Origin of the sequence: Alloalcanivorax sp. C16-1, from assembly GCF_046507805.1 — a bacterium.
In the GTDB taxonomy this organism is placed as follows: Bacteria; Pseudomonadota; Gammaproteobacteria; order Pseudomonadales; family Alcanivoracaceae; genus Alloalcanivorax.
This window is the reverse complement of sequence record NZ_JBKFTK010000003.1, coordinates 24,011-49,612: the sequence shown is the minus strand read 5'-3', so window position 1 is coordinate 49,612 and position 25,602 is coordinate 24,011. Positions and strand designations below refer to the sequence as shown.

The 25,602-nt window shown below is 67.5% G+C and carries 17 protein-coding genes; 16 read left to right on the top strand and 1 reads right to left on the bottom strand.

Annotation, left to right across the window (positions count from 1 at the left end; all coding sequences use genetic code 11):
- Window positions 1–88: 88 nt before the first annotated feature.
- Window positions 89–1,156 carry a hypothetical protein gene (locus tag ACLD0W_RS10930; RefSeq protein ID WP_410307523.1) on the top strand — a complete coding sequence of 356 codons (1,068 nt, stop codon included), beginning with the start codon at window positions 89–91 and terminating at the stop codon, window positions 1,154–1,156.
- Window positions 1,157–1,169: 13 nt separating this feature from the next.
- Here ACLD0W_RS10930 and ACLD0W_RS10925 read toward each other — a convergent pair whose 3' ends face one another.
- The gene (locus ACLD0W_RS10925; protein ID WP_410307522.1) at window positions 1,170–1,457 is read right to left on the bottom strand and encodes a hypothetical protein; all 288 of its coding nucleotides are present in this window, start codon (window positions 1,455–1,457) and stop codon (window positions 1,170–1,172) included.
- Between the two features lie 239 nt (window positions 1,458–1,696).
- Between ACLD0W_RS10925 and bfr the strand changes: the two genes are divergently transcribed.
- The 15 genes from bfr to ACLD0W_RS10850 all read left to right on the top strand — a co-directional run bounded on the left by bfr (window position 1,697) and on the right by ACLD0W_RS10850 (window position 25,593).
- On the top strand, window positions 1,697–2,164 hold the full coding sequence (bfr, locus tag ACLD0W_RS10920) for a bacterioferritin (protein WP_410307521.1): 468 nt from the start codon (window positions 1,697–1,699) through the stop codon (window positions 2,162–2,164).
- A 307-nt stretch (window positions 2,165–2,471) separates the two neighbouring features.
- A complete protein-coding gene (locus tag ACLD0W_RS10915) occupies window positions 2,472–3,527 on the top strand; it encodes a hypothetical protein (protein ID WP_410307520.1) in 1,056 nt (351 codons plus the stop codon).
- Window positions 3,528–3,603: 76 nt separating this feature from the next.
- Window positions 3,604–4,794 carry a DegT/DnrJ/EryC1/StrS family aminotransferase gene (locus tag ACLD0W_RS10910; RefSeq protein ID WP_410307519.1) on the top strand — a complete coding sequence of 397 codons (1,191 nt, stop codon included), beginning with the start codon at window positions 3,604–3,606 and terminating at the stop codon, window positions 4,792–4,794.
- 66 nt (window positions 4,795–4,860) lie between these two features.
- Complete coding sequence (locus tag ACLD0W_RS10905; RefSeq protein ID WP_410307518.1) at window positions 4,861–6,801, top strand: polysaccharide biosynthesis protein; 1,941 nt, start codon at window positions 4,861–4,863, stop codon at window positions 6,799–6,801.
- Window positions 6,802–7,046: 245 nt separating this feature from the next.
- On the top strand, window positions 7,047–7,508 hold the full coding sequence (locus ACLD0W_RS10900; protein ID WP_410307517.1) for a hypothetical protein: 462 nt from the start codon (window positions 7,047–7,049) through the stop codon (window positions 7,506–7,508).
- Window positions 7,499–8,293: a cellulose biosynthesis protein BcsQ gene (bcsQ, locus tag ACLD0W_RS10895; protein ID WP_410307516.1), complete on the top strand. Its 795-nt coding sequence runs from the start codon at window positions 7,499–7,501 to the stop codon at window positions 8,291–8,293. Before ACLD0W_RS10900 ends, bcsQ begins: the two co-directional genes overlap by 10 nt.
- Window positions 8,294–8,347: 54 nt before the next feature.
- Window positions 8,348–12,709 carry a UDP-forming cellulose synthase catalytic subunit gene (gene bcsA, locus ACLD0W_RS10890; RefSeq protein WP_410307515.1) on the top strand — a complete coding sequence of 1,454 codons (4,362 nt, stop codon included), beginning with the start codon at window positions 8,348–8,350 and terminating at the stop codon, window positions 12,707–12,709.
- Entirely contained in the window at window positions 12,706–17,238 is a 4,533-nt protein-coding gene (locus tag ACLD0W_RS10885) for a cellulose synthase subunit BcsC-related outer membrane protein (protein ID WP_410307514.1), read from the top strand. Before bcsA ends, ACLD0W_RS10885 begins: the two co-directional genes overlap by 4 nt.
- Before the next feature lie 2 nt (window positions 17,239–17,240).
- The gene (gene bcsD / locus ACLD0W_RS10880; protein ID WP_410307513.1) at window positions 17,241–17,714 is read left to right on the top strand and encodes a cellulose biosynthesis protein BcsD; all 474 of its coding nucleotides are present in this window, start codon (window positions 17,241–17,243) and stop codon (window positions 17,712–17,714) included.
- Entirely contained in the window at window positions 17,704–18,732 is a 1,029-nt protein-coding gene (locus ACLD0W_RS10875; RefSeq protein ID WP_410307512.1) for a glycosyl hydrolase family 8, read from the top strand. The genes bcsD and ACLD0W_RS10875 overlap by 11 nt, the downstream gene beginning before the upstream one ends.
- Before the next feature lie 157 nt (window positions 18,733–18,889).
- The gene (locus tag ACLD0W_RS10870) at window positions 18,890–19,768 is read left to right on the top strand and encodes a UTP--glucose-1-phosphate uridylyltransferase (RefSeq protein WP_410307511.1); all 879 of its coding nucleotides are present in this window, start codon (window positions 18,890–18,892) and stop codon (window positions 19,766–19,768) included.
- 8 nt (window positions 19,769–19,776) lie between these two features.
- Window positions 19,777–21,081, top strand: coding sequence for a UDP-glucose dehydrogenase family protein (locus tag ACLD0W_RS10865; RefSeq protein WP_410307510.1), 1,305 nt, complete (start codon window positions 19,777–19,779; stop codon window positions 21,079–21,081).
- Window positions 21,081–22,745, top strand: coding sequence for a glucose-6-phosphate isomerase (pgi, locus tag ACLD0W_RS10860; protein WP_410307509.1), 1,665 nt, complete (start codon window positions 21,081–21,083; stop codon window positions 22,743–22,745). The genes ACLD0W_RS10865 and pgi overlap by 1 nt, the downstream gene beginning before the upstream one ends.
- 45 nt (window positions 22,746–22,790) lie before the next feature.
- Window positions 22,791–24,161, top strand: a complete 1,371-nt coding sequence (locus tag ACLD0W_RS10855; protein ID WP_410307508.1) for a phosphomannomutase/phosphoglucomutase — start codon at window positions 22,791–22,793, stop codon at window positions 24,159–24,161.
- Between the two features lie 289 nt (window positions 24,162–24,450).
- Window positions 24,451–25,593, top strand: a complete 1,143-nt coding sequence (locus ACLD0W_RS10850) for an acyl-CoA dehydrogenase family protein (protein WP_410307507.1) — start codon at window positions 24,451–24,453, stop codon at window positions 25,591–25,593.
- Window positions 25,594–25,602 lie beyond the last annotated feature (9 nt).

Here is a 25,602-nt window from a genome sequence, read left to right as displayed (position 1 = left end):
TCTGTGCACCCCCTCTTTCGGGTCTGTGCAAAATATTGTGGATCGGTTATCGTCCGGCCCGCCAACCTACACCAAAAAGGAAATCGGCATGGAAGTCGGAGTACTGGGATCGTTTCTGGTACCGCTGAGCAGTATGCTCGCCGCGTTCGGATTCTTGCCGCTGGCCCACCGCCTGGGCTTCGTGGATCACCCGAACGGCCGTAAGCAGCATGCCACCCCGGTGCCCCTGGCGGGCGGCGGCGTGGTGTTCGTGGGCCTGATGGTGGCCGGCCTGGCCACCGGCCTGTGGAACGGCGACGGCTGGGGCTGGTTTCTCACCGCCGCGGTGATTCTGACCACCGTGGGCACCCTGGACGACATCTATGACCTGAGCGCCCGCTGGCGCTTTCTGATCCAGGGCGTCACCGTGGCTCTGGCCTGCGCCGTGTCCGAGGTCTATATCAACAGCCTGGGCCTGCTGTTGGGCGAAAGCGTGCTGTTGCTGGGCGGCTTCTTTGGGCTGGTGTTTACCCTGGTGTGCGCGCTGGCGTGCATCAACGCCTACAACATGATCGACGGCATCGACGGCCAGGCCGGCAGCGTCACCTTGATTACCCTGGCCGGCGTGGCGGTGCTGTCCACCGTGTCGGGCCACGAAAGCACCGGCCTGTTCGCCGGGCTCTCCTGCCTGGCGCTGCTGGTCTATCTGATGTTCAACCTGGAAGTACCCTGGCTGCGCGGTCGCAAGATGTTCCTGGGCGACGGCGGCTCCAATCTGCTGGGCTTCCTGGTGCTGTGGCTGGTGGTGCTGGGCAGCCAGCGCGACGGCAGCTTCGCGCCGATCGTGGCGGTGTGGCTGGTGGGCGTGCCGATTCTGGACATGCTGGCGGTGTTCATGCGCCGCACCCTGAGCGGCCGCTCGCCGTTCAGCGCCGACCGCACCCATATCCATCATCTGCTGCTGGACCACGGATTCAGTGCGCGCCAGGCGCTGCTGGTGGTGGTGGCCATGCACGCCGCCATGGTCGGCTTCGGGGTGGTGGGCACCCTGGCCGGTTGGTCGGAGCTCACCCTCACGGTGGGTACCTTCGTGGCCGGCGGCGCTTACTTCTCGCTGAGCTTTCTGCTCGGCACCGGCCGCCTGACCACCCTGGTGGCGTCCCGCACCGAACGTTGAGAGGCGGCGCGGTTCAGGGATCCTGCAGGGGCCGCTGGCGGCCGATGATCTCGGTGGGTTCGCCCACCCAGATCAGCTTGTAGCCGCATTCCTCCAGCGCGCGCAGGGCGGGCTCATCGTGGTCGCGGAACGATTCCGGAATGGCGGTGGGCATTTTCAGGTGCAGGCGCACCAGGCCGGCGGCCAGATCGTCGGTGGGCCGGCGCGGGTAGCGCACCAGAATCACCTGCTCCAGGCCGGTGGGGGTCTCCAGGACCACGGTCCAGACTTTCTCGTAGTGGTCGTCCACGTCCATGTTCATTTTATTGTCCTCCTTGGTTCGTTGAAGCTTTACACGGGTTGTCCCTGGCCGTCTGTAGGATAAAAAGGGAAATCCTTGTAAGAAAAAACTTACACGGTCCGGGCCGTCGGTCGGCCTGATACCAAATGAGAACGATTAACTCCTTGATTCCATTGAAAAATAATCGCGAAAGGGTAGCGCACGCCGAATAATGGCGGCATACTCCGCGCATAATTTCCGGCCATCAAGGAGCGCCCCCCATGAAAGGTCATCCGGACGTGATCGAATGTCTGCAGGAGCTGCTGCGCGGCGAGCTGGCCGCCCGCGACCAGTACTTCCTGCATTCGCGCCAATACGAGGACCAGGGCTACGGCAAGCTCTACGAGCGCATTAACCACGAGATGGAAGAGGAAACCCAGCACGCCGACGCCATTCTGCGCCGCCTGCTGTTCCTCGAAGGCACGCCGGACATGAGCCCGCACCCGATGCAGCCGGGGCGCACATTGATGGAAATGCTGGAAGCGGACCTGCGGCTGGAATACGAGGTGCGTGAGAACCTGGCCAACGCCATCGCCCTGTGCGAATCGGTGCGCGACTACGTCACCCGCGACATGCTGCGCCAGCAGCTCGCCGACACCGAGGAAGACCACACCCACTGGCTGGAACAGCAACTGCGCCTGATCAAGCACATCGGCGAGGAAAACTACCGCCAGTCCCAGATCTCATAAATAAGAAGGCGCCCCCGAAGGGGCGCCGGTGCTCGATACGATGGAGAATGACGTCGTGTCGAGCCGCCACACGGGTGGTCACATCCGTGCTGAGCCATGGACGCGCGACCTTGAGAGCCTGCCCTTCCGCGTGAATTACGGCAATGGCCAGATAGAAATAATTTGTATACCGCCGGTGATCGCCTGTCCCCAAGTCCTTCTTCTGAGTAAAAAATGACCGTTTCGCCCTAATGCTCCTTTTTGTATAGCGGCGTAGCATGCTTGTCCCGTGGAACAGACCCGATAAACGCACAAGAGGGATGTTGGCGTGGACACGGAGGTACTGGGCTCCTTTCTCGTGCCGGTGAGCAGCGCGCTTGCTGCTTTCGGCTTCCTGCCGCTGGCCCGCCGGGTCGGTTTCGTGGATCACCCCAATGCGCGCAAGCAGCACGGCATGCCGGTGCCTTTGATCGGCGGCGTGGTGGTGTTCGTGGGGCTGATCATGGCCGGTCTGATCACCGGACTGTGGCGCGGTGAAGGCTGGGGCTGGTGTCTGGCGGCGGCGCTGGTGCTGGTGGCCATTGGTACCCTGGACGATATCTTCGATCTCAGCGCCCGCTGGCGGTTCCTGTGGCAGGGCATCACGGTGGCGCTGGCCTGCGCCGCGTCCGGGGTCTATATCGAGACGCTGGGGGCCCTGTTCGGCGGCGGCGCGGTAATGCTGGCGGGCCTGGTAGGGCTGGGGTTCACGGTGCTGTGCGCGCTGGCCTGCATCAACGCCTATAACATGATCGATGGCATCGACGGCCAGGCCGGCGGCGTTACGTTGATCACCCTGGCCGGCGTGGCGATCCTGTCGGCGGCCTCGGGGCACAATGGCACTGGCCTGTTCGCGGCGCTGGCCTGCCTGGCACTGCTCACCTATCTGCTGTTCAACCTGGAGATTCCGCTGCTCAGGGGCTGGAAGATGTTCCTGGGCGACGGCGGCTCTACCTTGCTGGGTTTTCTGGTGCTGTGGCTGCTGGTGGCCGGCAGCCAGCGCGACGGCGGTTTCCCGCCGATCGTGGCGGTGTGGCTGGTGGGCGTGCCGATCCTGGATATGCTGGCGGTGTTCGCGCGCCGCCTGCTGCGCGGGCGCTCGCCGTTCGCCGCCGACCGCACCCATATCCACCACCTTTTGCTCGACCGGGGGCTGCATGCCCGGCAGGCGCTGGTGGTGGTGGTGGCGATGCACGGCGCCATGGTGGCCTTCGGCGTGGCCGGCACCCTGGCCGGCTGGTCGGAGCTGGCCCTGACCCTCGGCACCCTGGTGGCCGCGGCCCTCTATTTTTCCCTGAGCTTCCTGCTCGCCGGCCGCCGGTTGCCCCAGGGCAGCACCGTCTGACGGGCTCCTACAGGCGAGGGCGGATGTGCTATTCTCGCGCCTTCCCGAACATCCCGACCCCGGCGCGACCTGATCTATGCTCAACGGACCCTTTCCCCCCTGGCCGTCCTTCACCGAGGAAGAAGCGGACGCGGTGCGCCGCGTGCTGCTGTCCAATCGGGTGAACTACTGGACCGGCGACGAAGCGCGCCAGTTCGAGCGGGAATTCGCCGCCTTCGCCGGCACCGAGCATGCCGTCGCCGTGGCCAACGGCACCGTGGCCCTGGAGCTGGCCTTGCAGGCGTTGGGCCTGGGGCCGGGCGACGAGGTGGTGGTGCCGCCGCGCACCTTCGTGGCGTCCGCCAGCGCGGTGATCAAGGTGGGCGCCACGCCGGTATTCGCCGACATCGACCGGGACAGCCAGAACCTCACCGCCGCCACCGTGGAGGCGGTGCTGACACCGCGCACCCGGGCGGTGGTGGCGGTGCATCTGGCCGGCTGGCCCTGCGACATGGACGCGCTGATGGACCTGGCCCGGCGCCACGATCTGCGTGTGGTGGAAGACTGCGCCCAGGCCCACGGCGCCACCTGGAACGGCCGCCCGGTGGGTGGCCTCGGTGACGTGGGCTGCTGGTCGTTCTGCCAGGACAAGATCATGTCCACCGGCGGCGAGGGGGGCATGATCACGGTCAACGACCGGGACCTGTGGTCACGGATCTGGAGTGCCAAGGACCACGGCAAGAGCTGGGCGGAGGTCTACGAGCGCGACCACCCGCCGGGCTTCCGCTGGCTGCACGAGGGCCTGGGCACCAATGCCCGGCTTACCGAAATGCAGGCGGTGATCGGCCGCCTGCAGCTGGCGCGCATGGCGGACTGGACCGGCATCCGCCGGGCCCATTGCGACACCCTTTGGAATTCCGCCCGGTCCATGCCCGGGCTGCGCGTGCCCACGCCGTCGGCGGCGGTGGGGCACGCCGGTTATAAAGGCTATGTGTTCGTGGCGCCCGAGGCGCTGGCGGACGGTTGGGACCGGGACCGCGTCATGAATGAGGTGGTGGCCCGGGGCGTGCCCTGTTTTTCCGGGTCCTGCTCGGAGGTGTATCTGGAGAAGTGCTTCCAGGATCGCGGCCTGGCGCCGGCGGCGCCGCTGCCGGTGGCCCGGGAGCTGGGCGAGACCAGCCTGATGTTCCTGGTGCACCCGACCCTGGACGAAAGCCACCTGGCGCGCACCGTCGCGGCGCTGGGCGAGGTCATGGCACGGGCCACCGGCGCAACCGAACAGCGGTGACATTTTGCTGAAATTTACAAAAGCCTCTGCTAACGTGCGGTTTTCCAAGCCATTCCACGGTCCGCGATGAATTCACCCCTGCTGCAACGAGTGGGCGCACGACTGCTGCGCACCTCCCGCTGGCAAAAGCGCGCCATCATGCTGGTGGCGGACGCGCTGGCGTTGCCGGTGTTGCTGTGGATGGCGTTCGCACTGCGCTTCAGCAGTTTTCTGGTGCCGGTGGAGCCGTTGTGGCTGATCGCCGCCAGCGCCCTGGTGCCGCTGGGCTTCCTCTATGCCTGCGGGTTCTACCGGTCCATCGTCCGTTATCAGGGCACCGAGGCGGTGTGGTCGGTGCTGTTCGGCATGTCCGGCGCGGTGGTCACCCTGGCCGCCATGGTCTACATGACCAACGCCTGGCTGCCGCGTTCGATTCTGATGATCTTCTGGATACTGGCGGTGCTCTATCTGGGCGTCAGCCGTACCCTGGCCCGTCGCTTCCTGCTGCACGCCATGGCCCACAACTCCAACCGGGAACCGGTGGCGGTGTTCGGCGCCGGGTCCGCCGGCGCCCAGCTGGTGCGGGCTCTGCAGGCGGGCCGCGAGCTGCAGCCGGTGATGGTGGTGGACGATTCCCGCAGCAAGCAGGGCACGCTGTTGTCCGGCGTGGAGGTGGGCGACCGGGACCGACTGCGCCAGCTGGTGGCGGCGGGGCGGGTGCGCTCGGTGCTGCTGGCCATGCCGTCGCTGCCGCGCCACCGGCGCATGGCGCTGGTCACCTGGCTGGAAACCCTGGACGTGCGCGTGCAGACGGTGCCCACCTTCGCCGACATCGCCACCGGCAAGGCGCGCCTGGACGAGATCAAGGACGTGGCCATCGAGGACCTGCTGGGCCGCGACCCGGTGCCGCCCCGGGAGGACCTGCTCAGTTACTGCATCCGCGACAAGAGCGTGCTGGTCACCGGCGCCGGCGGCTCCATCGGTTCGGAACTGTGCCGCCAGATCCTGCTGATCGGCCCGCGCCGGTTGATTCTGTTCGAGCAGAGCGAAGTGGCCCTCTACGACATCGAGCGGGAGCTGCGCGACAAGCTCAAACTGGCCGGCCGCCATATCGAGCTGATCCCGGCGCTGGGCTCGGTGGTCAACCGTGGCCATGTACGGCGCCTTTGCGAGGCCCACGGGGTGGACACCCTGTACCACGCCGCCGCCTATAAACATGTGCCGATGATCGAGGACAACCCGGTGGCCGGCCTGCGCAACAACGTGCTGGGCACCCTGGAAGCGGCGGAGGGCGCCGAGGCCGCCGGGGTCAAACACTTCATTCTGATTTCCACGGACAAGGCGGTGCGGCCCACCAACGTGATGGGCGCCACCAAGCGCTTCGCCGAACTGCTGCTGCAGGGCATGGCCGCGCGCGGCAGCGCCACGGTGTTCTCCATGGTGCGTTTCGGCAATGTACTGGGTTCGTCCGGTTCGGTGGTGCCGCTGTTCCGCGACCAGATCACCCGGGGCGGACCGGTCACCGTCACCCACCCGGATGTGATCCGCTATTTCATGACCATCCCGGAAGCGGCCCAGCTGGTGATCCAGGCCGGCGCCATGGCCCGGGGCGGCGAAGTGTTCGTGCTGGACATGGGCGAGCCGGTGCGCATTCTGGATCTGGCCCACGCCATGGTGCGTCTGATGGGGTTCACCGTGCGCGACGAACATCATCCGGACGGCGACATCGAGATCGTGTTCTCCGGCCTGCGGCCCGGTGAAAAGCTCTACGAAGAGTTACTGATCGGCGAGCGTGCCAGCGGTACCCGCCATGCAATGATCATGCAGGCCAGCGAGGAAATGCTCGGTATGGAACAGCTGCAGGCGGCGCTGGAGGCGTTCCGCGCGGCGCTGGAAAGCGGCGACGGCGAGGCGGTCAAGGCTCTGCTGCGCGAGCACGTGTGCGGCTACCGCTGCGCGCCGCCGATGGCGGCGGGCCCGCGACCGGCGTCATCGGACGATAAGATCGCCGCCGGGCCGCTGCATTAATCACCGGTCATCCGTCTTTACATCCCTTCACTGAAATCTTCTTTCCTCTTCGTTAATCTCTCACTATTCATTCACGCGGACGCTCGCATGATCCGCGCTGCTAACTTATTGATTTGATGTGACTCACGGAAACAATTGGTTACTCTATGTACAAAATCGGTGTTTTTCTGTACGCTCTGCGCCGTGAGCAAAGTGTGAGCAATATCACATTTTTTTCATTCTTCCGTGCTGCGGGATAAAAAGTAATGACAAAGCCCTACGATGAGCAGGCTGGCTTCAGGAAGAAGACGGGGGAAAAGGATTTCAAAATCAGACGCGTAGGTGGCCGGTCCCAGCCTGCCGCCGAGCCCGCGCGTGATTCCGGTTGGACCTTGCTGGACCAGGTGGCCGGCAAGACACCGACGGTGGCGGTGGAACCCGAGCCGCCGGCCGCCGCGCCCGCCGCTTTCGCCAGCGCCGCGCCGGCTCCCGTTGCCGCGGCCAGTACCGCTGTTCCCGCCGCCACCCGGCCGGTGGCGGCGGGAACAGCGGCGCCGGAACCGGTCGCCGCGCGCCCGCGCTTCCGGTCGTTGCTGTCCGGTCAGCCGGAGCATGCCACCGAGGCGGTCAGCGGTGCCTACAACGGCACCCCGCTGAAAGCGCTGCTGCGCCGCATCGCCGAACGTCAGGCGATGAATCGCCCGTCAGGGTTTGATGAATGGCGTTGATTTCGGTTGTTTCCCCCAAGGGCGGCGTGGGTAAGACCACCTGCGTCGCCAATCTGGCCTACGGCATTCGTCGTCTCGGTTACCGCGTGGTGGTGGTGGATTTCGACGCCCAGAATGCCCTGCGTCTGCATTTCGGCGTGCCGTTGAACGACGGCGACGGCTATGTGCACGATGCGGTGGAGACCGACGACTGGCGTACCCTGGCGCGGCCGGTGGCGGAGGGCGTGCATTTGCTGGCCTATGGCGACGTGCCCCGGGAAGAGCGGCGCGCGTTTGACCGGGCGCTGGAGCAGCCGGGCTTTCTGGAGCGGCCGATGGCGTCGCTGACCGCCACGCCGGGCACGGTGGTGATCGCCGATCTGCCGCCGGGGGACTCCAATGCGCTGTGGGCGGTGAGCCGCCTGGCGGACCTCCGTATTACCGTGCTGCTGGCCGACTCCGCCTCTGTGTCGTTGCTGCCCCGGGTGGAAGAAGGACACTTTTATCCCGAGGACGTGCCCGCCGACAGCCACCATGGCTATGTGCTGAACCAGGTCGATCCACGGCGGCGCCTGAACACGGAAATCACCGATTTCATCGCCCGGCGCCATGGCAATGAGCTGCTCGGGTTGATCCACCACGACGAGGCCTTTCCCGAGGCCAACAGCCGGCAGCGGTCGGTGTTCGAGCAAGCGCCCAACTCCAGAGGCGCGGCGGACATTTCCCGGTGCGTGGCACGTGTACTTGAACAATTGGCGGAAATGGACGGGACCGCCGTGGTTGAGGTGCCGGGCGGCGCTTCCTGAGGGTTTTCAATGACGGCCAGGACGGATCGGGGGCGGACCCTGCGCGGGCGCGTAATGTTGTTTCTGGCGGTGTTGTTGGCGACACCGCCTTTGTTCTTTTTCATCACCACGCCGATGGACGCCAATCACCAGATCGTGCTGGGTCTGTGCGGCGCGGTGCTGGCGATTCTGGTCAACCGGCTGAGCCCGGACTCGCGGCGCGCGTCGGTGGGCTTGATGTTGCTGTCGGTGGTGGTGTCCAGCCGCTACCTGTACTGGCGCACCACCGAGACCCTGGTGTTCCAGACCGGTTTCGAATACGTGCTGGGCTACGGTCTCTACGCCGCCGAGCTGTACGCCTGGATCATTCTGTTTTTCGGCTATATCCAGACCCTGTTCCCGCTGGAGCGGGGCATCACGCCGATGCCGGAAGACGTGAGCCAGTGGCCCACCGTCGACGTTTATATCCCCACCTACAACGAATCCCTGCCGGTGGTGATGGACACGGTGCTGGCCGCCCAGGAGCTGGAGTACCCGGAAGACAAGATTCGCATCTATCTGCTGGATGACGGTGGCCGCCAGGAGTTCGCCGCCTTCGCCGCCCGCGCCGGCGTCGGTTACATCGCCCGCGAGGAACACAACCACGCCAAGGCCGGCAACCTGAACCACGCCATGCAGCTCACCGACGCCGAGCTGATCTGCGTGTTCGACTGCGACCACATTCCCACCTCCGGTTTCCTGCAGAGCACGGTGGGCGGCTTCTGCGTGGACCCGGGCCTGTCCATGCTGCAGACGCCGCACTATTTCTATTCCCAGGATCCGTTCGAACGCAATCTGGCGGTGGGCGAGGGCCTGCCCCGGGAAGGGGAGCTGTTCTACGGCCCGGTGCAAAAGGGCAACGATTTCTGGAACGCCACCTTCTTCTGCGGCTCCTGCGCGGTGATCCGTCGGGAGGCCCTGGACGAGGTGGGCGGCTTCGCCGTGGAGACCGTCACCGAGGACGCCCACACCGCCCTGAAGATGCAGCGCAAGGGCTGGCGCACCGCCTTTCTCGGCCTGCCCCTGGCCGCCGGCCTGGCCACCGAGCGCCTGTCCCTGCACATCGGGCAGCGCGCCCGCTGGGCGCGGGGCATGACGCAGATCCTGCGTCTGGATAACCCCCTGTTCGGGCGCGGCCTGACCGCCGCTCAGCGGCTGTGTTATCTGAACGCCGCGTTGCACTTCATGTTTCCGCTGCCCCGCGTGGTGTTTCTCACCGCGCCGCTGGCCTACCTGCTGATCGGGCAGAACATCATTGCCTCCTCGGCGCAGATGATTCTGGCCTACGCGGTGCCGCACCTGTTCCACGCCATCTATACCAACTCGCGCCTCAACGGCCGCTTCCGCCACACCTTCTGGGGCGAGATCTACGAGTCGTCCCTGTGCTTCCATCTGATCAAGCCGACCCTGGTGACTTTCTTCAACCCGCGCGCGGGTAAGTTCAACGTCACCGAGAAGGGCGGCCTGCTCAAGGAAACCTTTTTCGACGTCAACCCGGTGAAACCGCACCTGGTGGCGGCCTTTCTGCTGCTCGCCGGTCTCGGCTGGGGGGCGGTGCGCTGGTATTGGAACGACTACTACGGCGTGCAGCGCGACGTGATGTCGCTGAACCTGTTCTGGGGCGGCTTCAGCCTGTTCATCCTGCTGGCGACCATCGCCGTGGCCCGGGAACGGCGGCAGGTGCGCGGCTCGGTGCGGGTGGAGCTGGATCTGCAGGCCACGCTCTATTTCGACGGCGGCCACACCCTGGCCACGCGCACCGTGGACCTGTCCATGACCGGCGGGCGGCTGCGCAATCCGGAGGGCAGTTTGCCGGATCAGGCGGTGGAGCATCTGGAAGTGATCATGAACGGCCGCTCGGTGCTGCTGCCGGCGGAATTGATGGGCGGCGATCATCGCTACATTCGCCTGCGCTTCGGCCAGCTCGATCTCAACCAGCGCCGCCGTCTGGTGCGCGTCGTGATGGGCCGGGCCGACGCCTGGCTGAGCGACGGCCGCCGCCGCCAGGATCACCCGATCCGCGCGTTCTGGCCGGTGGCCCGCTGCGTGCTGGGTCTGTTCCTGCCGGACCTGATGTCCCGGGACCCGGAAGAGCGGGAAGCCAACCGGGTGTTCCACGAAGGCAAACTGTGGCGCTGGATCATGCCCATCGCCATGCTGTTCCTGGTGGCGGTGCTGGTGCTGCTGGCGGTGCGTCCGGCGCTGGCCCAGGAAGGCCAGTCGGCCCGGGTCACGCCGGTGGCGCCGCCCACCTCGGTGGCGCCGGTGCCCGCGGAGCCGCGCAGCGTCAGTCTGGAGCAGCTGGGCGAGGCCGGCGGTCTGGTGCTCACCGGCGACGGCAGCCAGGCCGGGGTGGGGGTGTCGCTGCCCGCCGACGAGGTGGTGGTGGAGGCCAGCATGGTGCTGCGCCTGCGCCACGACCCGGCCCTGGCCGCCGGCCAGGGTGAGCTGGTGGTAACGATGAACGGCGAGCCGGTGCAGCGCATCCCTCTGCGTGAAGGCGACGGCGAGGTCCACGAACACCGCTTCGACATCAATCCGGCGCTGCTGCTGGACCACAACCGGCTGGGTTTCCGGCTCTACGGGGTGGTGGACCAGACCTGCCTGAACCCGCTGGACCCGCGCATCGGCGCCCGGGTGATGCCGGCCACGGTACTGAACCTGGCGGTGGAGCGCCTGCCGCTGGCCAACCGCCTGGACCTGCTGCCTTCGCCGTTCTTCGATCCGAGCGCGTCCGGGCCCGTGCAAATCACCCTGGCGCTGTCCGATCCGGACGACCCGCAACAGGTGCACGCCGCCGCGCTGGTGGCTTCCTGGTTCGGTGCCCAGAACCGCTATCGGGATCTGAGTTTCCGGGTGGTGAACAAACTGCCCGACGACAACGCGGTGGTGCTGACCACCGACGGCACGCCGCTGCCGGGGCTGGCGCCCCGCGCCATCGCGGCGCCCGGGCTGCGCATGGCGGACAATCCCCGCACCCGGGGCAAGCTGCTGGTGCTGCAGGCGGCGGACGGCGCCGGGCTGGTGGAAGCGGCCCGTTTTCTGATTCATCCGCAGACCGTGCTGTCCGGCGAGCAGATGGCCGCCAAGGCGGTCTCCACCGCGCCCAGCCGGCCCTATTCGGCGCCGCGCTGGAACGCCGGCGACGCCATCCCCCTGCGGCTCGGCGATCTGGTGCCACCGGAGCAGCTGCGCGTCAGCGGCATCACCCCGGCGCTGATCCGGGTGCCGTTCCAGGTGGCCCCGGATCTGGAACTGTGGCCCGGTGACACGGTGCCGCTGCGGGTGCGTTACCGGTTCCCGGACGGCGACTGGCTGAACACCGATAAATCGCGGCTCGACGTGGCGCTCAACGGCCAGTACCTGGGCTCGCTGCCGGTCACCCGGCGCGGCCTGTTCGAGCATCTGTGGGGGCTGGCCATGGGGCCGCTGCGCCAGGAGCAGGCGGTGCTGCCGGTGCCGCCGTCGCTGATTCACGGCCAGAACGAACTGACCTTCTATTTCAATCTGGCGCACCGCTTCGCCGACCCCTGCGCGGTGACCCTGCCCACCGACGTGGTCAGCCAGGTGTACCCGGATTCCACCCTGGATCTCACCGAGACCTGGCACCTGGCGGAGGTGCCCAACCTGCGGCCTTACGTGGCCGCCGGCTTCCCGTTCACCCGCTACGCGGATCTGGCGCGCACGGCTCTGGTGCTGCCCAGGAAGCCCTCGCTCTCCACCCTGGGGGCGGCCTTCACCGCGCTGTCGCGGCTGGCGGAGTCCACCGGCGTGGTGGGCGACAAGCTGGCGCTGGCCATGGGCGAGGACCAATTGCGCGCGGTGGTGGACCGCCACTGGCTGGCGCTGGTGCCGCTGGACGATCCGATGGCGCGTACCCTGGTGCGCGCGCCGTACTACCTGAGCGAGGGCCGCCTGCGGGTGCGCGCGCCGTCGCTGGGCGAACGTTTGCAACAATGGCTGCTGCACGGCGAGTCCCTGCAGCGCGGCCCGGCGGATCGGGCGCTGAGCAGCCGCTCCCTGATCCAGGGCGCCATTGCCGGTGACACACCGCTCAGCGATCAGCGTCAGATGGTGCTGCTGACCAGCAACGACGCCACCGGCCTGGCGCCCCTGGTGGAGGCCCTGGACCGGCAGCAGGTGCGCGCGCTGATGGGCGAGGATCTGTCGGTACTGGATGAGGAAGAGGTGGTGCGCAACTTCCGCATCCATCCGGTCTCCCCGGACGGACACAACGACTGGCCGACCATGCTGCGCTGGTCCCTGGGGCAGCGGCCGGACGTGCTGCTGGTGTGCGCGCTGTTCGTGCTGGTTTTGATCGCGGGCACCCTGGTGCCGCTGCTGCGCGCCCGCGCCGCGCGGCGTCTCAATGAACATGGGGAACGGAAAAAGCGATGAGTGGGAAGCGCTTCAATGAATGGCTGGTGGCCGGCCTGTTGGGGACCACGCTGACCATGGCGCCGGGGCTGTCCCTGGGCCAGAGCGGCGATGCGTCGGTGCAGCGGTTGTTGGATCAGGCGGAGTTCTGGCGGGGCAACAACCGCCCGGATCTGGCCGCGGATACCCTGCAACGGGTACTGGCCGCGGACCCGGACAATCCGGCGGCGCTGTACCAGATGGCGGTGCTGGAGCAGGAACGGGACCCCGCCGCCGCCCAGCGCTACGCCGAGCGACTGCGCCAGGTGGCGCCGAACAGCGACTATGCCCGCCGCCTGAACGAACGGCTGCGTCGGCAGGACGTGGACGCGGAGCAACTGCGCGACGCCCGCCAGCTGGCCCGCGCCGGCAACGCGAAAGCGGCGGTGAGCCGCTATGAAGAACTGTTTGACGGCGCCCCGCCGGCGGACCTGGCGCTGGAGTATTACCAGACCCTGGCCGGGGTGGAAGGGCGCCGGGCGGAGGCCCGCGCCGGCCTGCAGCGGCTCGCCGAGCAACGCCCCGGCGATCGCCCGGTGGCGGTGGCCCTGGCCAAGGTGCTGACCTACGACAACGCCACCCGTCCGCGCGGCATCGAGCAGCTGCGCGCGCTGTGGCAGGCGAAGCAGGACCGGGAGGTGCTGAACGCCTGGCGTCAGGCGCTGCTGTGGCTGCCCGACACGCCGGACAGCGTGGCGCCGCTGCGCCAGTATCTGGAGGCGTTCCCCGATGACGAGGCGGTGGCCGCCAAGCTGGCCGGCGCCGACAACCAGGGGCGCGCCGCCCGGGGCCGGGGCTATGCCGCCCTGCAGGCCGGCCAGGTGGACCCGGCGGAGCAGTCGTTCCGCGCCGCCCTCAAGGAAGACCCCAACGACGCCGACGCGCTGGCCGGCCTCGGCCTGGTGCAGTTGCGCCGGGAGCGGTTCCAGGACGCCCAGCGTTCCCTGGAGCGGGCCATTCAACTGAACCCGGGCAAGGCCGCCGAATGGCGGCCGCCCCTGGAAAGCGCCCGTTTCTACGGCCAGCTGGCCGGAGTGCGTGCCGCCTTCCGCAACGGCAATTTGGACCAGGCGTTCCAGGACGTGCGCCCGCTGACCCGGGCCCCGGGCAACCAGGGCCGTGACGCCAAGCTGCTGCAAGGGGAGATCCTGCTGGCCCAGGACCGCGCGGTGGTGGCGGAAAGTCTGTACCGGGACCTGTTGGTGGAGCGCCCGGCCATGACCGAGGCCCGCGGCGGCCTGGTGCGGGCGCTGCTCGCCCAGGGGCGCTACCAGGACGCGGACGCGGAGTTCGAAAAGCTGCCGGCGGCGGCCAAGGAGCAATTGAGCTATCTGCGCCAGCAGCGGGTGGACAGCCTGCGTCAGCAGGGCGAGGACCTGATCGCCGCCGGCCGCGCCGGCGCCGGCGAGCAGTCCCTGCGCGAAGCCATGGCGGTGGCGCCGGACGATCCCTGGACGCGCCTGTCGCTGGCCCGTTTCTACGACGACCAGGGCCAGCCGCGCCGCGCCCGGGCGCTGATCGACCCGCTGCTGGAAGGCACGCCGAGCGCGGCCGACCTGCAGGTGGCGGCGTTGCTGGCCGAGAAGCAGCAGCGCTGGGAAGACGCCCAGGCGCTGGTGGAACGCATTCCCGCCAACCAGCGCGACGACCAGATCAACCAGCTGCGTGATCGGGTGCGTGGCGGTGCGCGGGTGGCGAGCCTGCGCCGGGTGCTGGCGGAAGGTGACGAATGGCAGGTGGAGAACGCCCTGGACGATCTCTACCGCAACCCGCCCACGGACTCCGCCGAGCTGGGCCAGGTGGCCAGCCTGCTGGTGGACCAGGGCGAGGACGCCCTGGCGGTGGCGCTGGTGCGCCGCGATCTGGACCTGCACCTGAGCGAGAACCAGGCGGTGACGCCGTTCCTCGCCCACGCCTCGGTGCTGTCGCGCACCGGCAACGAGCGCGAGGCGCGCCGGCTGATGGCGCTGCTCGACCGCCGCGCCGCCGATGCGCCGCCGGCCCGCGCCGCCCTCAACGACACCCGCGACCAGTTGCTGCTGGATCAGGTCACCGCCCTGCGTGAGCGCGGCGAACTGGCCCAGGCCTATGACGTGCTGGTGGCGGAACTGGAACGGCGGCCCCGGGAACCGGCGCTGCTCCACGAGCTGGGCAACCTCTATCTCAAGGGCGAGCGCTTCGCCGACGCGGCCAGCGTGTTCGAATGGCAGCTGCAGCGCGACCCCGGCGACGTGGTGGCCCGGCGCGGCGCGGTGGCCGCCGCCCTGGGCGCCGGCGATGCCAACCACGCCGAGGAATTGCTGCGCCAGGTGGCGCCGCTGGAAGACGCGGAACTGATGCTGCTGGCGGCGCGCACCGCCGAGGCCCAGGGCGACAAACGCCAGGCGCTGACCTTCGCCAATCAGGCGGCGGGCATGGAGCGCAGTGGCGGGCCCTCGGTGGTGGGCGTGGTCAATCCGTTCCGGGACGGTGGCCGTTCCCGGGATGACGGCCGCTGGGCCGCCTTCAGCGGTGCCGACGACCGTTCCGGCGCGGGTAAGGGCGCCGGCGTCTGGCTGCCCGGCGAAACCCGGGTGGCCGGACGCTGGCAGCCGGACGGCGAGGCCCGTGGCTACCTGAACCGCTCCTACGACGCGGCGCCGGCCACGCCCACCCCGGCCAGCCCCTACCAGAGCGGTGGTGGCGAGGCCTGGGCCGGCGACTGGCGCCGGCCGGACCGGGGCGACACCGTGGGCGAGGCCTACGCCGACGGCGGCTCGCGCGGCGCTGACAGTGCGCGGCGCAGCGCCGCCGCGCAACCGGTCAAAGCGGCGCCCAGCGAAGAACGGCTGGTGCGCATCGACGACCTGCGCGGCGACCTGCGCCGGGCACTGTCGCCAAAAGGGCAGGGCGGTCTCTCGCTGCGCTTCCGCGACGGCGAGGAAGGGCTCAGCCAGCTCACCGAGATTCGCGGCGACATCGGTCTGTCATCGGTGCCGTTCGGCGGCGGCCGCTTCACCGCCACCGCCTCGCCGGTCTACCTGAACGCGGGCACCCTGGAAGGGGACGCCACCCGCCGCTTCGGCAGCACCGGCGCGTCCTCCGCCGCCGCCTCGGCGGTGGTGGAGCAGCTCAGCGGCGTGGGCGACCTGATCGATGGCATCGACGATGTGGCCGACAATCTCGACGCCGCCCAGGGCGCCTTCAACACCGCCGAGGCCCAGCGCGACAACGCCCAGACCAGCGTCAGCACCGCCCAGCAGAACCTGGCCGACGCCCAGGATGCCCTGCTCAATGCCAACAACCCCACCGACGAGGAACTGGCGGCGTTGCAGGCGGCGGTGGACACCCGCGAGTCCCAGCTCAACCAGGCGCAGAGCACCTTCAACGAACGGCAGAACCAGTTCGCCAACGCGGAGAATCAGCTCGACGACGCCCAGGACAACTTCGAAAGCAGCGTGCAGCGCAATGTGCTGTTTGAGTCGGGCATCGACCTGGACGCGCTGAGCAGCGAGCAGCGCCAGTTCGTGGACAACTACCTGCAGCGTGAATTCGGCAGCAGCGACTTCTCCCTGGACGCCACCAATACCGCCGACTACCGGGCCCGCGCCGCCGCCGTGCGGCAACTGGTCAGCAACGTGGCGGCGCGGGCCGGTGCCTATCGCCGCGCCGCCGCCTATGGCAACCAGAGCGACGCCGGCATGGCGGTGGCGTTCGGTTACCGGGAAGGGGCGTTCAGCGGCGACATCGGCAGCACCCCCTACGGGTTCGAGGTCACCAACCTGGTGGGCGGCATCACCTGGGCGCCGCGGGTGGCCACCCACACCAACCTGCGGCTCACCGCCCAGCGCCGCGCGGTCACCGACAGCCTGCTGTCCTACGCCGGCGTCGAGGACCCGGTCACCGGCGACCGCTGGGGCGGCGTGACCCGCTCCGGCGCGGAAATCGGCCTGGCCTATGACAACGGTCAGGTGGGCAGCTACGGGGATCTGGGCTTCTACAGCTACCAGGGCCACAATGTGGACACCAACCAGGCGGCGGTCTTCAACCTGGGCGCCTACGTGAAGCCGATCAATGAACGCTGGCGCACGCTGCAGACCGGCGTGCATCTCAACTATCGCAGCTTTGATGAAAACCGGGGCCAGTTCACCTACGGGCACGGGGGCTATTTCAGCCCGCAGGATTACGTCAGCCTGGCCTTCCCGATCACCTACAAGGAAACCTACAACCGCGTCAGCTGGAACGCCCGCCTGCAACCGGGCTTCCAGAGTTACACGGTGGAGGAAGCACCGTATTTCCCGACCCTGGGAGAACAACAACAATGGATGGATATTCTGGTGGACGCCGGCGTCGCCACTGCGTCGTACTACGACGCCGAGAGCAAGAGCGGCTTCGGGCTCAACCTGGGCGCGGGGCTCGACTATCAGTTGTCGCCGGCGTTCAGCCTGGGCACCAGCATCGATTACGATACGTTCGGGGATTACTCGGAAACGTCCGCGATGATCAACCTGCTTTACACCATGGAGCCGTGATCATGGATAAAAAGACCGCGAATCAGGCACGCTCGCTGGAGTACTTCCGGGGCCGGCAGTTCAGCGGCCAGTGGCGGTTGTTCATGACCGCCCTGGTGGAGGAGCTGAACGCCAGCGCCGGCAGCCAGGAGATGCTGGCGTTTTTCGGTCATCTCGGCACCAAGATCGCCAGCGACCTGCCGATCGATGAGCAGGACACCCTGGAAGGGCTGGAGGCGGCCATCAACCGGCGCTGGAACCAGCTGGACTGGGGCTGGTGTCAGTTTCACGGCGAATCGGACATGATCGTGATCGTGCACGATGCCTGGCCACGGCTGGACGGCACCGTGCGCGAAACCTGGACGGCGGCGCTGGCGGCGTTGCTGGGCGGCGCCTACAACGCCTGGCTGCGCGACCAGGGCGGTGATCGCACCGTGGAGGTGCAGGTACTCAAGGCCCAACCGGATGGGCCGCTGGAATTTTGCTATGGCTGTTGAGGATGACGGCGGTGCCACACGGCGCGCCGGCTGGCTGGTGGCACTACTGGTCGGGCTGGCGTTGATGCCGGTGGGCGCGGCGGCACGGGATGCCGGCTGGCGCCACTACGAGCAACGTTACATGACCGACGACGGTCGGGTGGTGGACACCGGCAACGGTGGCGTCAGCCACACGGAAGGGCAGGGCTGGGGCATGCTCATGGCGGTCTATTTCGACGACCGCCCCCGTTTTGAAAAACTCTATCAGTGGACCCGCCAACACCTGCGGCGGCCGGTGGACGGCCTCTACGCCTGGCGTTATCAGCCGGACGCGGAACCGCGCATCGTCGACCCCAACAACGCCACCGACGGTGACCTGCTGATCGCCTGGGCGCTGCAACGCGCCGGCCAGCGCTGGGGCGTGCGCCGTTACCTGGCCGACTCGTTGACCCTGCGCGAAGCGATTCGCCGGCATCTGCTGCTGGAATACGGCGGCTATCTGGTGCTGCTGCCCGCCCGCTCCGGCTTCGTCCACGACGGCTACGTGAACCTGAATCCGTCCTACTGGGTGATGCCGGCCCTGGATGAGTTCGCCCGGCTGGAGCCCAACGGCCCCTGGCGGCGCCTGATGTACGACGGCGCCCGGCTGATGCACGAGGCCCGTTTCGGGGAACACCGGCTGGTGCCGGACTGGCTGCGCCTCAACAAGGACGGCAGCCTGGCGCTGCCGGAGGCCTGGCCGCCCCGTTTCGGTTTCGAGGCGGTGCGGGTACCCTTGTATTTTTACTGGATGGGCCTGGGCGACGCCGGTGCCCTGGACGGCATCCGCCGCTACTGGATGCGGCCCCGGCCGCCGGCCTGGGTGGATCTCGCCAGCGGCGAAAGCGCGGACTTCACCCTGTCCCGGGGCGGGCTGGCGGTGCGCGCGCTGCTGCTCGGCAACGGCGACAGCATTCCCCTGTCGCCCGGTGGCGACGACGACTACTATAGCGCCTCGCTGCTGATGCTCAGCCGCATGGCGTGGCGGCCTCACTCGTAGCCCGTAAACGATAGCTCGTAAATGATGGCTCGTAAAAGAATGTAATTAGCCCGGACGCCGCGAACCGCTTGTGGAACACGGCACGGCGTTCTGTTTCATAATAAAAACATTGCCCGGGCCCGTTGTGTTGCCCCGAACTTTTTCTCAAGGAGTCTCCATGGTCAGGAAAGCGGTCATTCCGGTGGCGGGGTTTGGCACCCGCATGCTGCCGGCCTCCAAGTCCATTCCCAAGGAAATGCTGCCGATCGTGGACCGTCCGGCCATCGATTACGTGGTGGAGGAGGCCGTGGAAGCCGGCATCACCGAGATCATCCTGGTCAGCCACGGCAGCAAAACCGCCATTGAGAACTTCTTCGACGGTCACCCGGAACTGGAAGCGCAACTGGAAGCCAAGGGCAAGACCGAGCTGCTGGAGAGAATCCGCCGCCCGCTGCCCGACGGCGTGCAGGTGATCAGCGTGCGCCAGGGGCCGCCCCAGGGGCTGGGCCACGCGGTCTGGCAGGCGCGCCAGGTGGTCGGCGACGAACCCTTCGTGGTGATCCTGCCGGACGTGCTGGTGGACGGTGACGGCCGGGGCAACGATCTGAACAACATGATCCGCCGGTTCGAGGAAGAGGGCGCCGCCCAGATCATGGTGGAGAAAGTGCCCGACGAACTGGTGCACAAATACGGCATCGCCGATCTCGACGGCACGCCGCCCCAGCCCGGCGACAGCGCGCCCATGCGCGGCGTGGTGGAAAAGCCGGCCCGCGAGCAGGCCCCCTCCAACCTGTCGGTGGTGGGCCGCTACGTGCTGCCGCCGGAAGTGATGGACCTGCTCGGCGACACGCCGCCGGGTGCCGGCGACGAGATTCAGCTCACCGACGCCCTGGCCACCCTGATCGGTCAGGCGCCGGTGGAAGCCTATGCCATGCTCGGCCGCACCTTCGACTGCGGCAGCAAGGAAGGCTACCTGGAAGCGATCCTGCATTATTCGCTCAAGCACGCGGAAATCGGCGACGCCGCCCGCGCGCTGATTGATCGTTACCAGGCCTAGAGGACGTCATGCGCATCGATATGTTCGGCGACACCCTGTGCGCCATGGTCACCGCCGCGGCGATGGCCCAGAGCGGCCATCGGGTGCGCTGGTGGCTGCCGCCGGGCCGGATCGCCCGGGCCCTGGACGACGACCGGGTGCTCTATCAGGAGCCCGGCCTGTCGGAACTGGTCAGCGCCCAGCGGCGTGCCGGCCGGCTGGACTGTCGCACCGACGAACCGGGACTGGCCGATGTCAACGGCGAGCCGGCGGTCAGCGAGACGGCGCCGGTGGTGTGTCTGGCGCTGCAGCCCGGCGACCTGGAACGGGCCGGCCATCTGGCCGACTGGGCCGGCCGGGGCGGCGCCCGCCTGCTGGTCAACCAGAGCGTGTTTCCGGTGGGCACCACCGAGCAACTGCAGGCGCGCCTGCGCGATGCCGGCGCCGACACCCCGGTGGTGTGTTTGCCGGATACATTGCAGGAAGGTCAGGCGGTGGATTCCTTTACCCGGCCGCACCATATTCTGCTGGGCTGCGACGAGCGCGAGGCGGAAGTGCTGATGCGCGAGCTGCTGCGGCCCTATAACCGCCGCCGCGATGTGCTCAAGGTGATGCTGCCGCGCGAAGCGGAGTTCACCAAGCTGGCGATCAGCGGCATGCTCGCCACCCGGCTCAGTTACATGAACGACATGGCGCTGCTGGCCGAGGAGCTGGCGGTGGACATCGACGTGATCCGTCAGGGCGTGGGCTCGGACCCGCGCATCGGCGAAGCCTATCTGTACGCCGGCTGTGGTTTCGGCGGCCCTGGCTTCAGCCGTGACGTGATGAGCCTCACCGACACCCTGCGCAGCCGGCGCATCGGCGCCGAGTTGCTGGAGCAGGTGCTGCAGATCAACGAGCGCCAGAAGGAAGTGCTGTTCCGCAAGTTCTGGCGCCACTATGAAGGCGACGTGGAAGAGCGCCGCGTGACCCTCTGGGGCGCGGCCTTCAAACCCGGCTCGGACCGCGTCGACAACGGTCCGGCCTTGCGTTTGATCGAGGCGCTCTGGGCTCAGGGTGTGGATGTGCACGTGCACGACCCGCTGGCGTTGCCGGAGCTGTCCAACTGGGCGCGCGGCAAGGGCACGCTGACGCTGCACGACGACCCCTACGAAGCGGCCCGCGACAGCGACGCCCTGATGCTGGTCACCGAATGGAAAGCCTACTGGGGCCCGGACTGGGACGACCTGAAAGAGGCCATGCGCACGCCGCTGATTCTCGACGGGCGCAACATCTACGACCCGGCGTACGTGAAGCGTCAGGGCTTCACCTATCACGGTATCGGGAGAGGCTGATGACCGCCGTACCCTTGCACGACCTGCCCCCGCGCCACACCGACGCGGCCCGCGACGCCGACCGGGCCCTGCGCGAACACGCGGAGCAGGCCCGCCACTGGCATCTGGCGGACCTGTTCGCCGACGACCCGCAACGCTTCGAGACCCTGAGCCTGCACGCCGGCGGCCTGCTGGCGGATTTCAGCAAGCAGCGGCTCACCGCCGAGACGCTGGAAAAACTGCGTGCCCTGGCCGGCGCCCGTGGTCTGGAGACCTGGATCCGCTGCCTGTTTGACGGTGGCGAAGTGAACTGGACCGAGGGCCGCCCGGCCATGCACTGGCGCCTGCGCCAGCCGCCGCGCCCCCAGGGAGAGCCGGATCCGGTACAGGAACAGCTGGCGCACATGGAACGCATCGTCAAACGGATTCTGTCCGGCCAATGGCGCGGCTGCGAAGGCGACGCCATTACCGATGTGGTCAATGTGGGCGTGGGCGGCTCCGACCTGGGGCCGCTGATGGCCTCGGTGGCGTTGCACGAAAACCATCCCCGCGAAGGCCGGCGGCCGCGCGTGCATTTTGTCTCGTCCATGGACGGCAGCCAGATCGCGCCGCTGCTGGACGAGCTGAACCCGGCCACCACCCTGATCGTGGTGTCATCCAAATCCTTTACCACCGTGGACACGCTCAGCAACGCGGCCACCGCCCGCTATTGGCTGGAGCAGGCGTTCCCGAAAAGGAACGGCGCCGTGCTGCGCTGTCATTTCGTGGGCGTGTCGGCGAAGCCGGAGCGCATGAGCGAGTGGGGCATCCACGAGGACAACCAGCTGTTGTTCTGGGACTGGGTGGGCGGCCGCTATTCCCTGTGGTCCGCCATCGGTCTGCCGATCGCGTTGACCATCGGCATGGACGGCTTCCGCGAACTGCTCGCCGGCGCCAATGAGATGGACCGGCATTTTCAGGACGCCCCCTGGGAGCACAACCTGCCGGTGCTGCTCGGTCTGGTGGACGTGTGGAACCTGAACTTTCTCAACATAACCGCCCGCGCGGTGCTGCCCTACGACGGGCGACTCAAGCACTGGCCGTCCTATGTGGAGCAGCTGGAAATGGAATCCAACGGCAAGTCCGTGGACCGCGACGGCGAGGTGGTGGATTACCACACCTGCCCGGTGATCTGGGGCGAGGTGGGGCCCAATGCCCAGCACGCCTTCTATCAACTGCTGCACCAGGGCACCCAACCGGTGGCCTGTGAATTCATCGCCGCCGCCCGCCATGGTCGCCGTAACGGCAACAGCGCCGAGCTGCAGCCGCTGGAAGAACAGCACATCCTGACCCTGGCTAACTGTCTGGCGCAATCGCGGCTGCTGGCGCTGGGCGACCGGGCGCTGGCCGAGGATGACGGCACCCCCATCCACAAGCGCTATCGCGGTAACCAGCCCAGCACCACGTTGCTGCTGGACGAACTGACGCCGCGCCACCTCGGCGCGCTGGTGGCCTTGTACGAGCACAAGGTGTTCGTGCAGGCGGTATTGTGGGGCATCAATCCCTTCGACCAGTGGGGCGTGGAAATGGGCAAGAAAATCGCCAAGGATATGATTCAGGTACTCGAGAGCGGCGCTGGCGCCGACGGGCTGGATGCCTCCACCCGGGCCCTGGCCGCCTACGTGCGCGAGACCCAGAAGCCGTAGGAGCGGTCGTTCGACCGCGATCAGGACAATGAAAAAGGACTCCCCATGACCGAACTTTCCGATTCCCTGTTCCGCGCCTACGACATCCGCGGCATTTATCAGGACACCCTGAGCGGCGAGGCGGCGCGGCTGATCGGCCTGGCCATTGGCTCGGAAGTGCGCACCCGGGGCGGCGACACCGTGGCGGTGGGCCGCGACGGCCGGCTGTCGTCACCGGTGCTGGTCGACGCCCTGTCCGACGGTCTGCGCGCCAGCGGCTGCAATGTGGTGGACGTGGGGCTGGTGCCCACCCCGGTGCTGTATTTCGCCACTCACCACTACCACGACGCGGACTCCGGCGTGATGGTCACCGGCAGCCACAACCCGCCGGACTACAACGGCTTCAAAATCGTGATCCAGGGTACGGCGCTGTCCGGCGACGCCATCCAGGCGCTGAAAACACGCATCATCGAACAGGACTTCAGCGCCGGCGAGGGCACCCGTGACCAGCGCGATGTGATGCCCGCTTACCTCAACGCGGTGCAGCGTCGCCACCAGCTGGCCCGCCCCATGAAAGTGGTGGTGGACTGCGGCAACGGCGCCGCCGGGGTGTGCGCGCCGGAGGCGCTGATGCTGCTGGGCTGCGACGTGACGCCGCTGTACGCGGACGTGGACGGCACCTTCCCCAACCACCACCCGGACCCGGGTGATATCGAGACCCTGAAGGATCTCACCGCCGCCGTGCGCGAGCAGGGCGCGGACCTGGGTCTGGCCTTTGACGGCGACGGCGACCGGCTGGGCGTGGTGCTGCCCGACGGTCAGGTGGTGTATCCGGACATTCTGCTGATGGCCCTGGCGGAGGACCTGGCCGGCCGGGTGCCCGGCGCCAAGGTGATCTTCGACGTCAAATGCACCGGTGAGCTGTTCGACGTGGTCCGGCGGGCCGGCGGCGAACCGGAAATGTGGCGCACCGGCCACTCGCTGATCAAGGCGCGCATGAAGGAAACCGGCGCGCTGCTGGCCGGCGAAATGAGCGGCCACATCTTCTTCGCCGAGGACTGGTACGGCTTTGACGACGCCACCCTGGCGGCGGCCCGCCTGCTGGTGATCCTGAGCCGCTTCGACGGCGACGCCATGGCGTTCTTCGACCGCTTCCCGAAACTGCACTCGACCCCGGAAATCCAGATCCCGGTCACCGAGGAAAACAAGTTCCGGATCATCGAATACCTGCAGGAAAACGCCGACCTGGGCGACGGCGAACGCTGTGTCATCGACGGCATCCGCATGGACTACGCCGACGGCTGGGGCCTGTGCCGCGCCTCCAACACCTCCCCGAAACTGGTCACCCGCTACGAAGCCCGCGACGACGCCACCCTGGCCCGCATCCGCCAACGCTTCGAAACCGCCATCCACCACGCCATCCAAACCGCCGGCTGACCTGGGGTCAGACCCCGATAACCACCTGATTTGCAAGAATTTTTTCTTGTAGGGAGGGTGGTTTTCGGGCTTAGAGCGGTATTTTCAGCGGTGAAAAACGAGCTTTAGCCATTCGCGGCCGAGCCTTAGACGGCATTTTTTCCCGGCAAAAAAGCGGTCTAAGCGCTCCTGATGCGCCTCTCAGCCAAGAAACTTCCCTTAAATCAAGGAGTAATCGGGGTCTGACCCCGGGGCGGGGGGTGTGGTAGTATCGGACCAAGCAAGCGCTTGGTTTAGTTGAGGAGGTGGCGTGGCGGAGTTGTCGTATTTCAATGAGACCCACGGGATGGTGCGCGAGACGGTGCGCAAGTTCGTCGAGCGGGAGATTCTGCCGTTCGTGGATGAGTGGGAGGAGGCGGGGGAGTTTCCCCGGGAGCTGTACGGGAAGGCCGCGCAGGCGGGCATTCTCGGTATTGGCGCGCCGGAGCAGTGGGGCGGCAGCGGCGAGGACGTGTTCATGAAGGTGGCGGCCTGTGAGGAGATGGTGCGCTGCACTTCCGGTGGCGTGGGGGCCAGTCTGGGTTCCCTGGACATCGGGCTGCCGCCGGTGTGGAAGTGGGGCTCCCAGGCTTTGCAGGCGCGGGTGGTGCCGCCGGTGCTGGCCGGCGAGAAGATTTCCGCCCTGGCGATCACCGAGCCCGGTGGCGGGTCCGACGTGGCCAATCTGCGCACCCGGGCGGTGCGTGATGGCGATCACTTCGTGGTGAACGGCTCGAAGACCTTTATCACCAGCGGCGTGCGCGCGGATTTCTACACCGTGGCGGTGCGCACCGGCGATCCGGGGTTCGGCGGTATTTCCCTGCTGCTGGTGGAGAAGGACACGCCGGGCTTCACGGTGGGCCGCAAGCTCAAGAAGATGGGTTGGTGGGCGTCGGACACCGCGGAACTGTTCTTCGAGGATTGCCGGGTGCCGGCGGAGAATCTGATCGGTCCGGAGAACGGCGGCTTCTACTGCATCATGAGCAACTTCCAGATGGAGCGGCTGGTGCTGGCGGTGACCGCCAACATGACCGCCCAGGTGGCGCTGGAAGAAGCCATGAACTACGCCCGCGAGCGCCAGGCGTTCGGCCGTCCCATCGCCGGTTTCCAGGTGACCCGCCACAAGCTGGCGGAGATGGCCACCCAGGTGGCGGTGAGCCGGGAGTTTACCTATCGCACCGCGGCGCGCATCGCCAACGGCGAGGACTGTGTCCTGGAGGTGTCCATGGCCAAGAACCAGGCCACCCAGTGCGCCGACCGGGTGACCTGGGACGCGGTGCAGATCTTCGGCGGCGCCGGCTACATGCGCGGCACGGTGGTGGAGCGGCTGTTCCGCGACAACCGCATCCTGTCCATCGGCGGCGGCACCTACGAAATCATGAACGAAGTCATCGCCAAGCGGCTCGGCCTTTAGCCGTCCGGG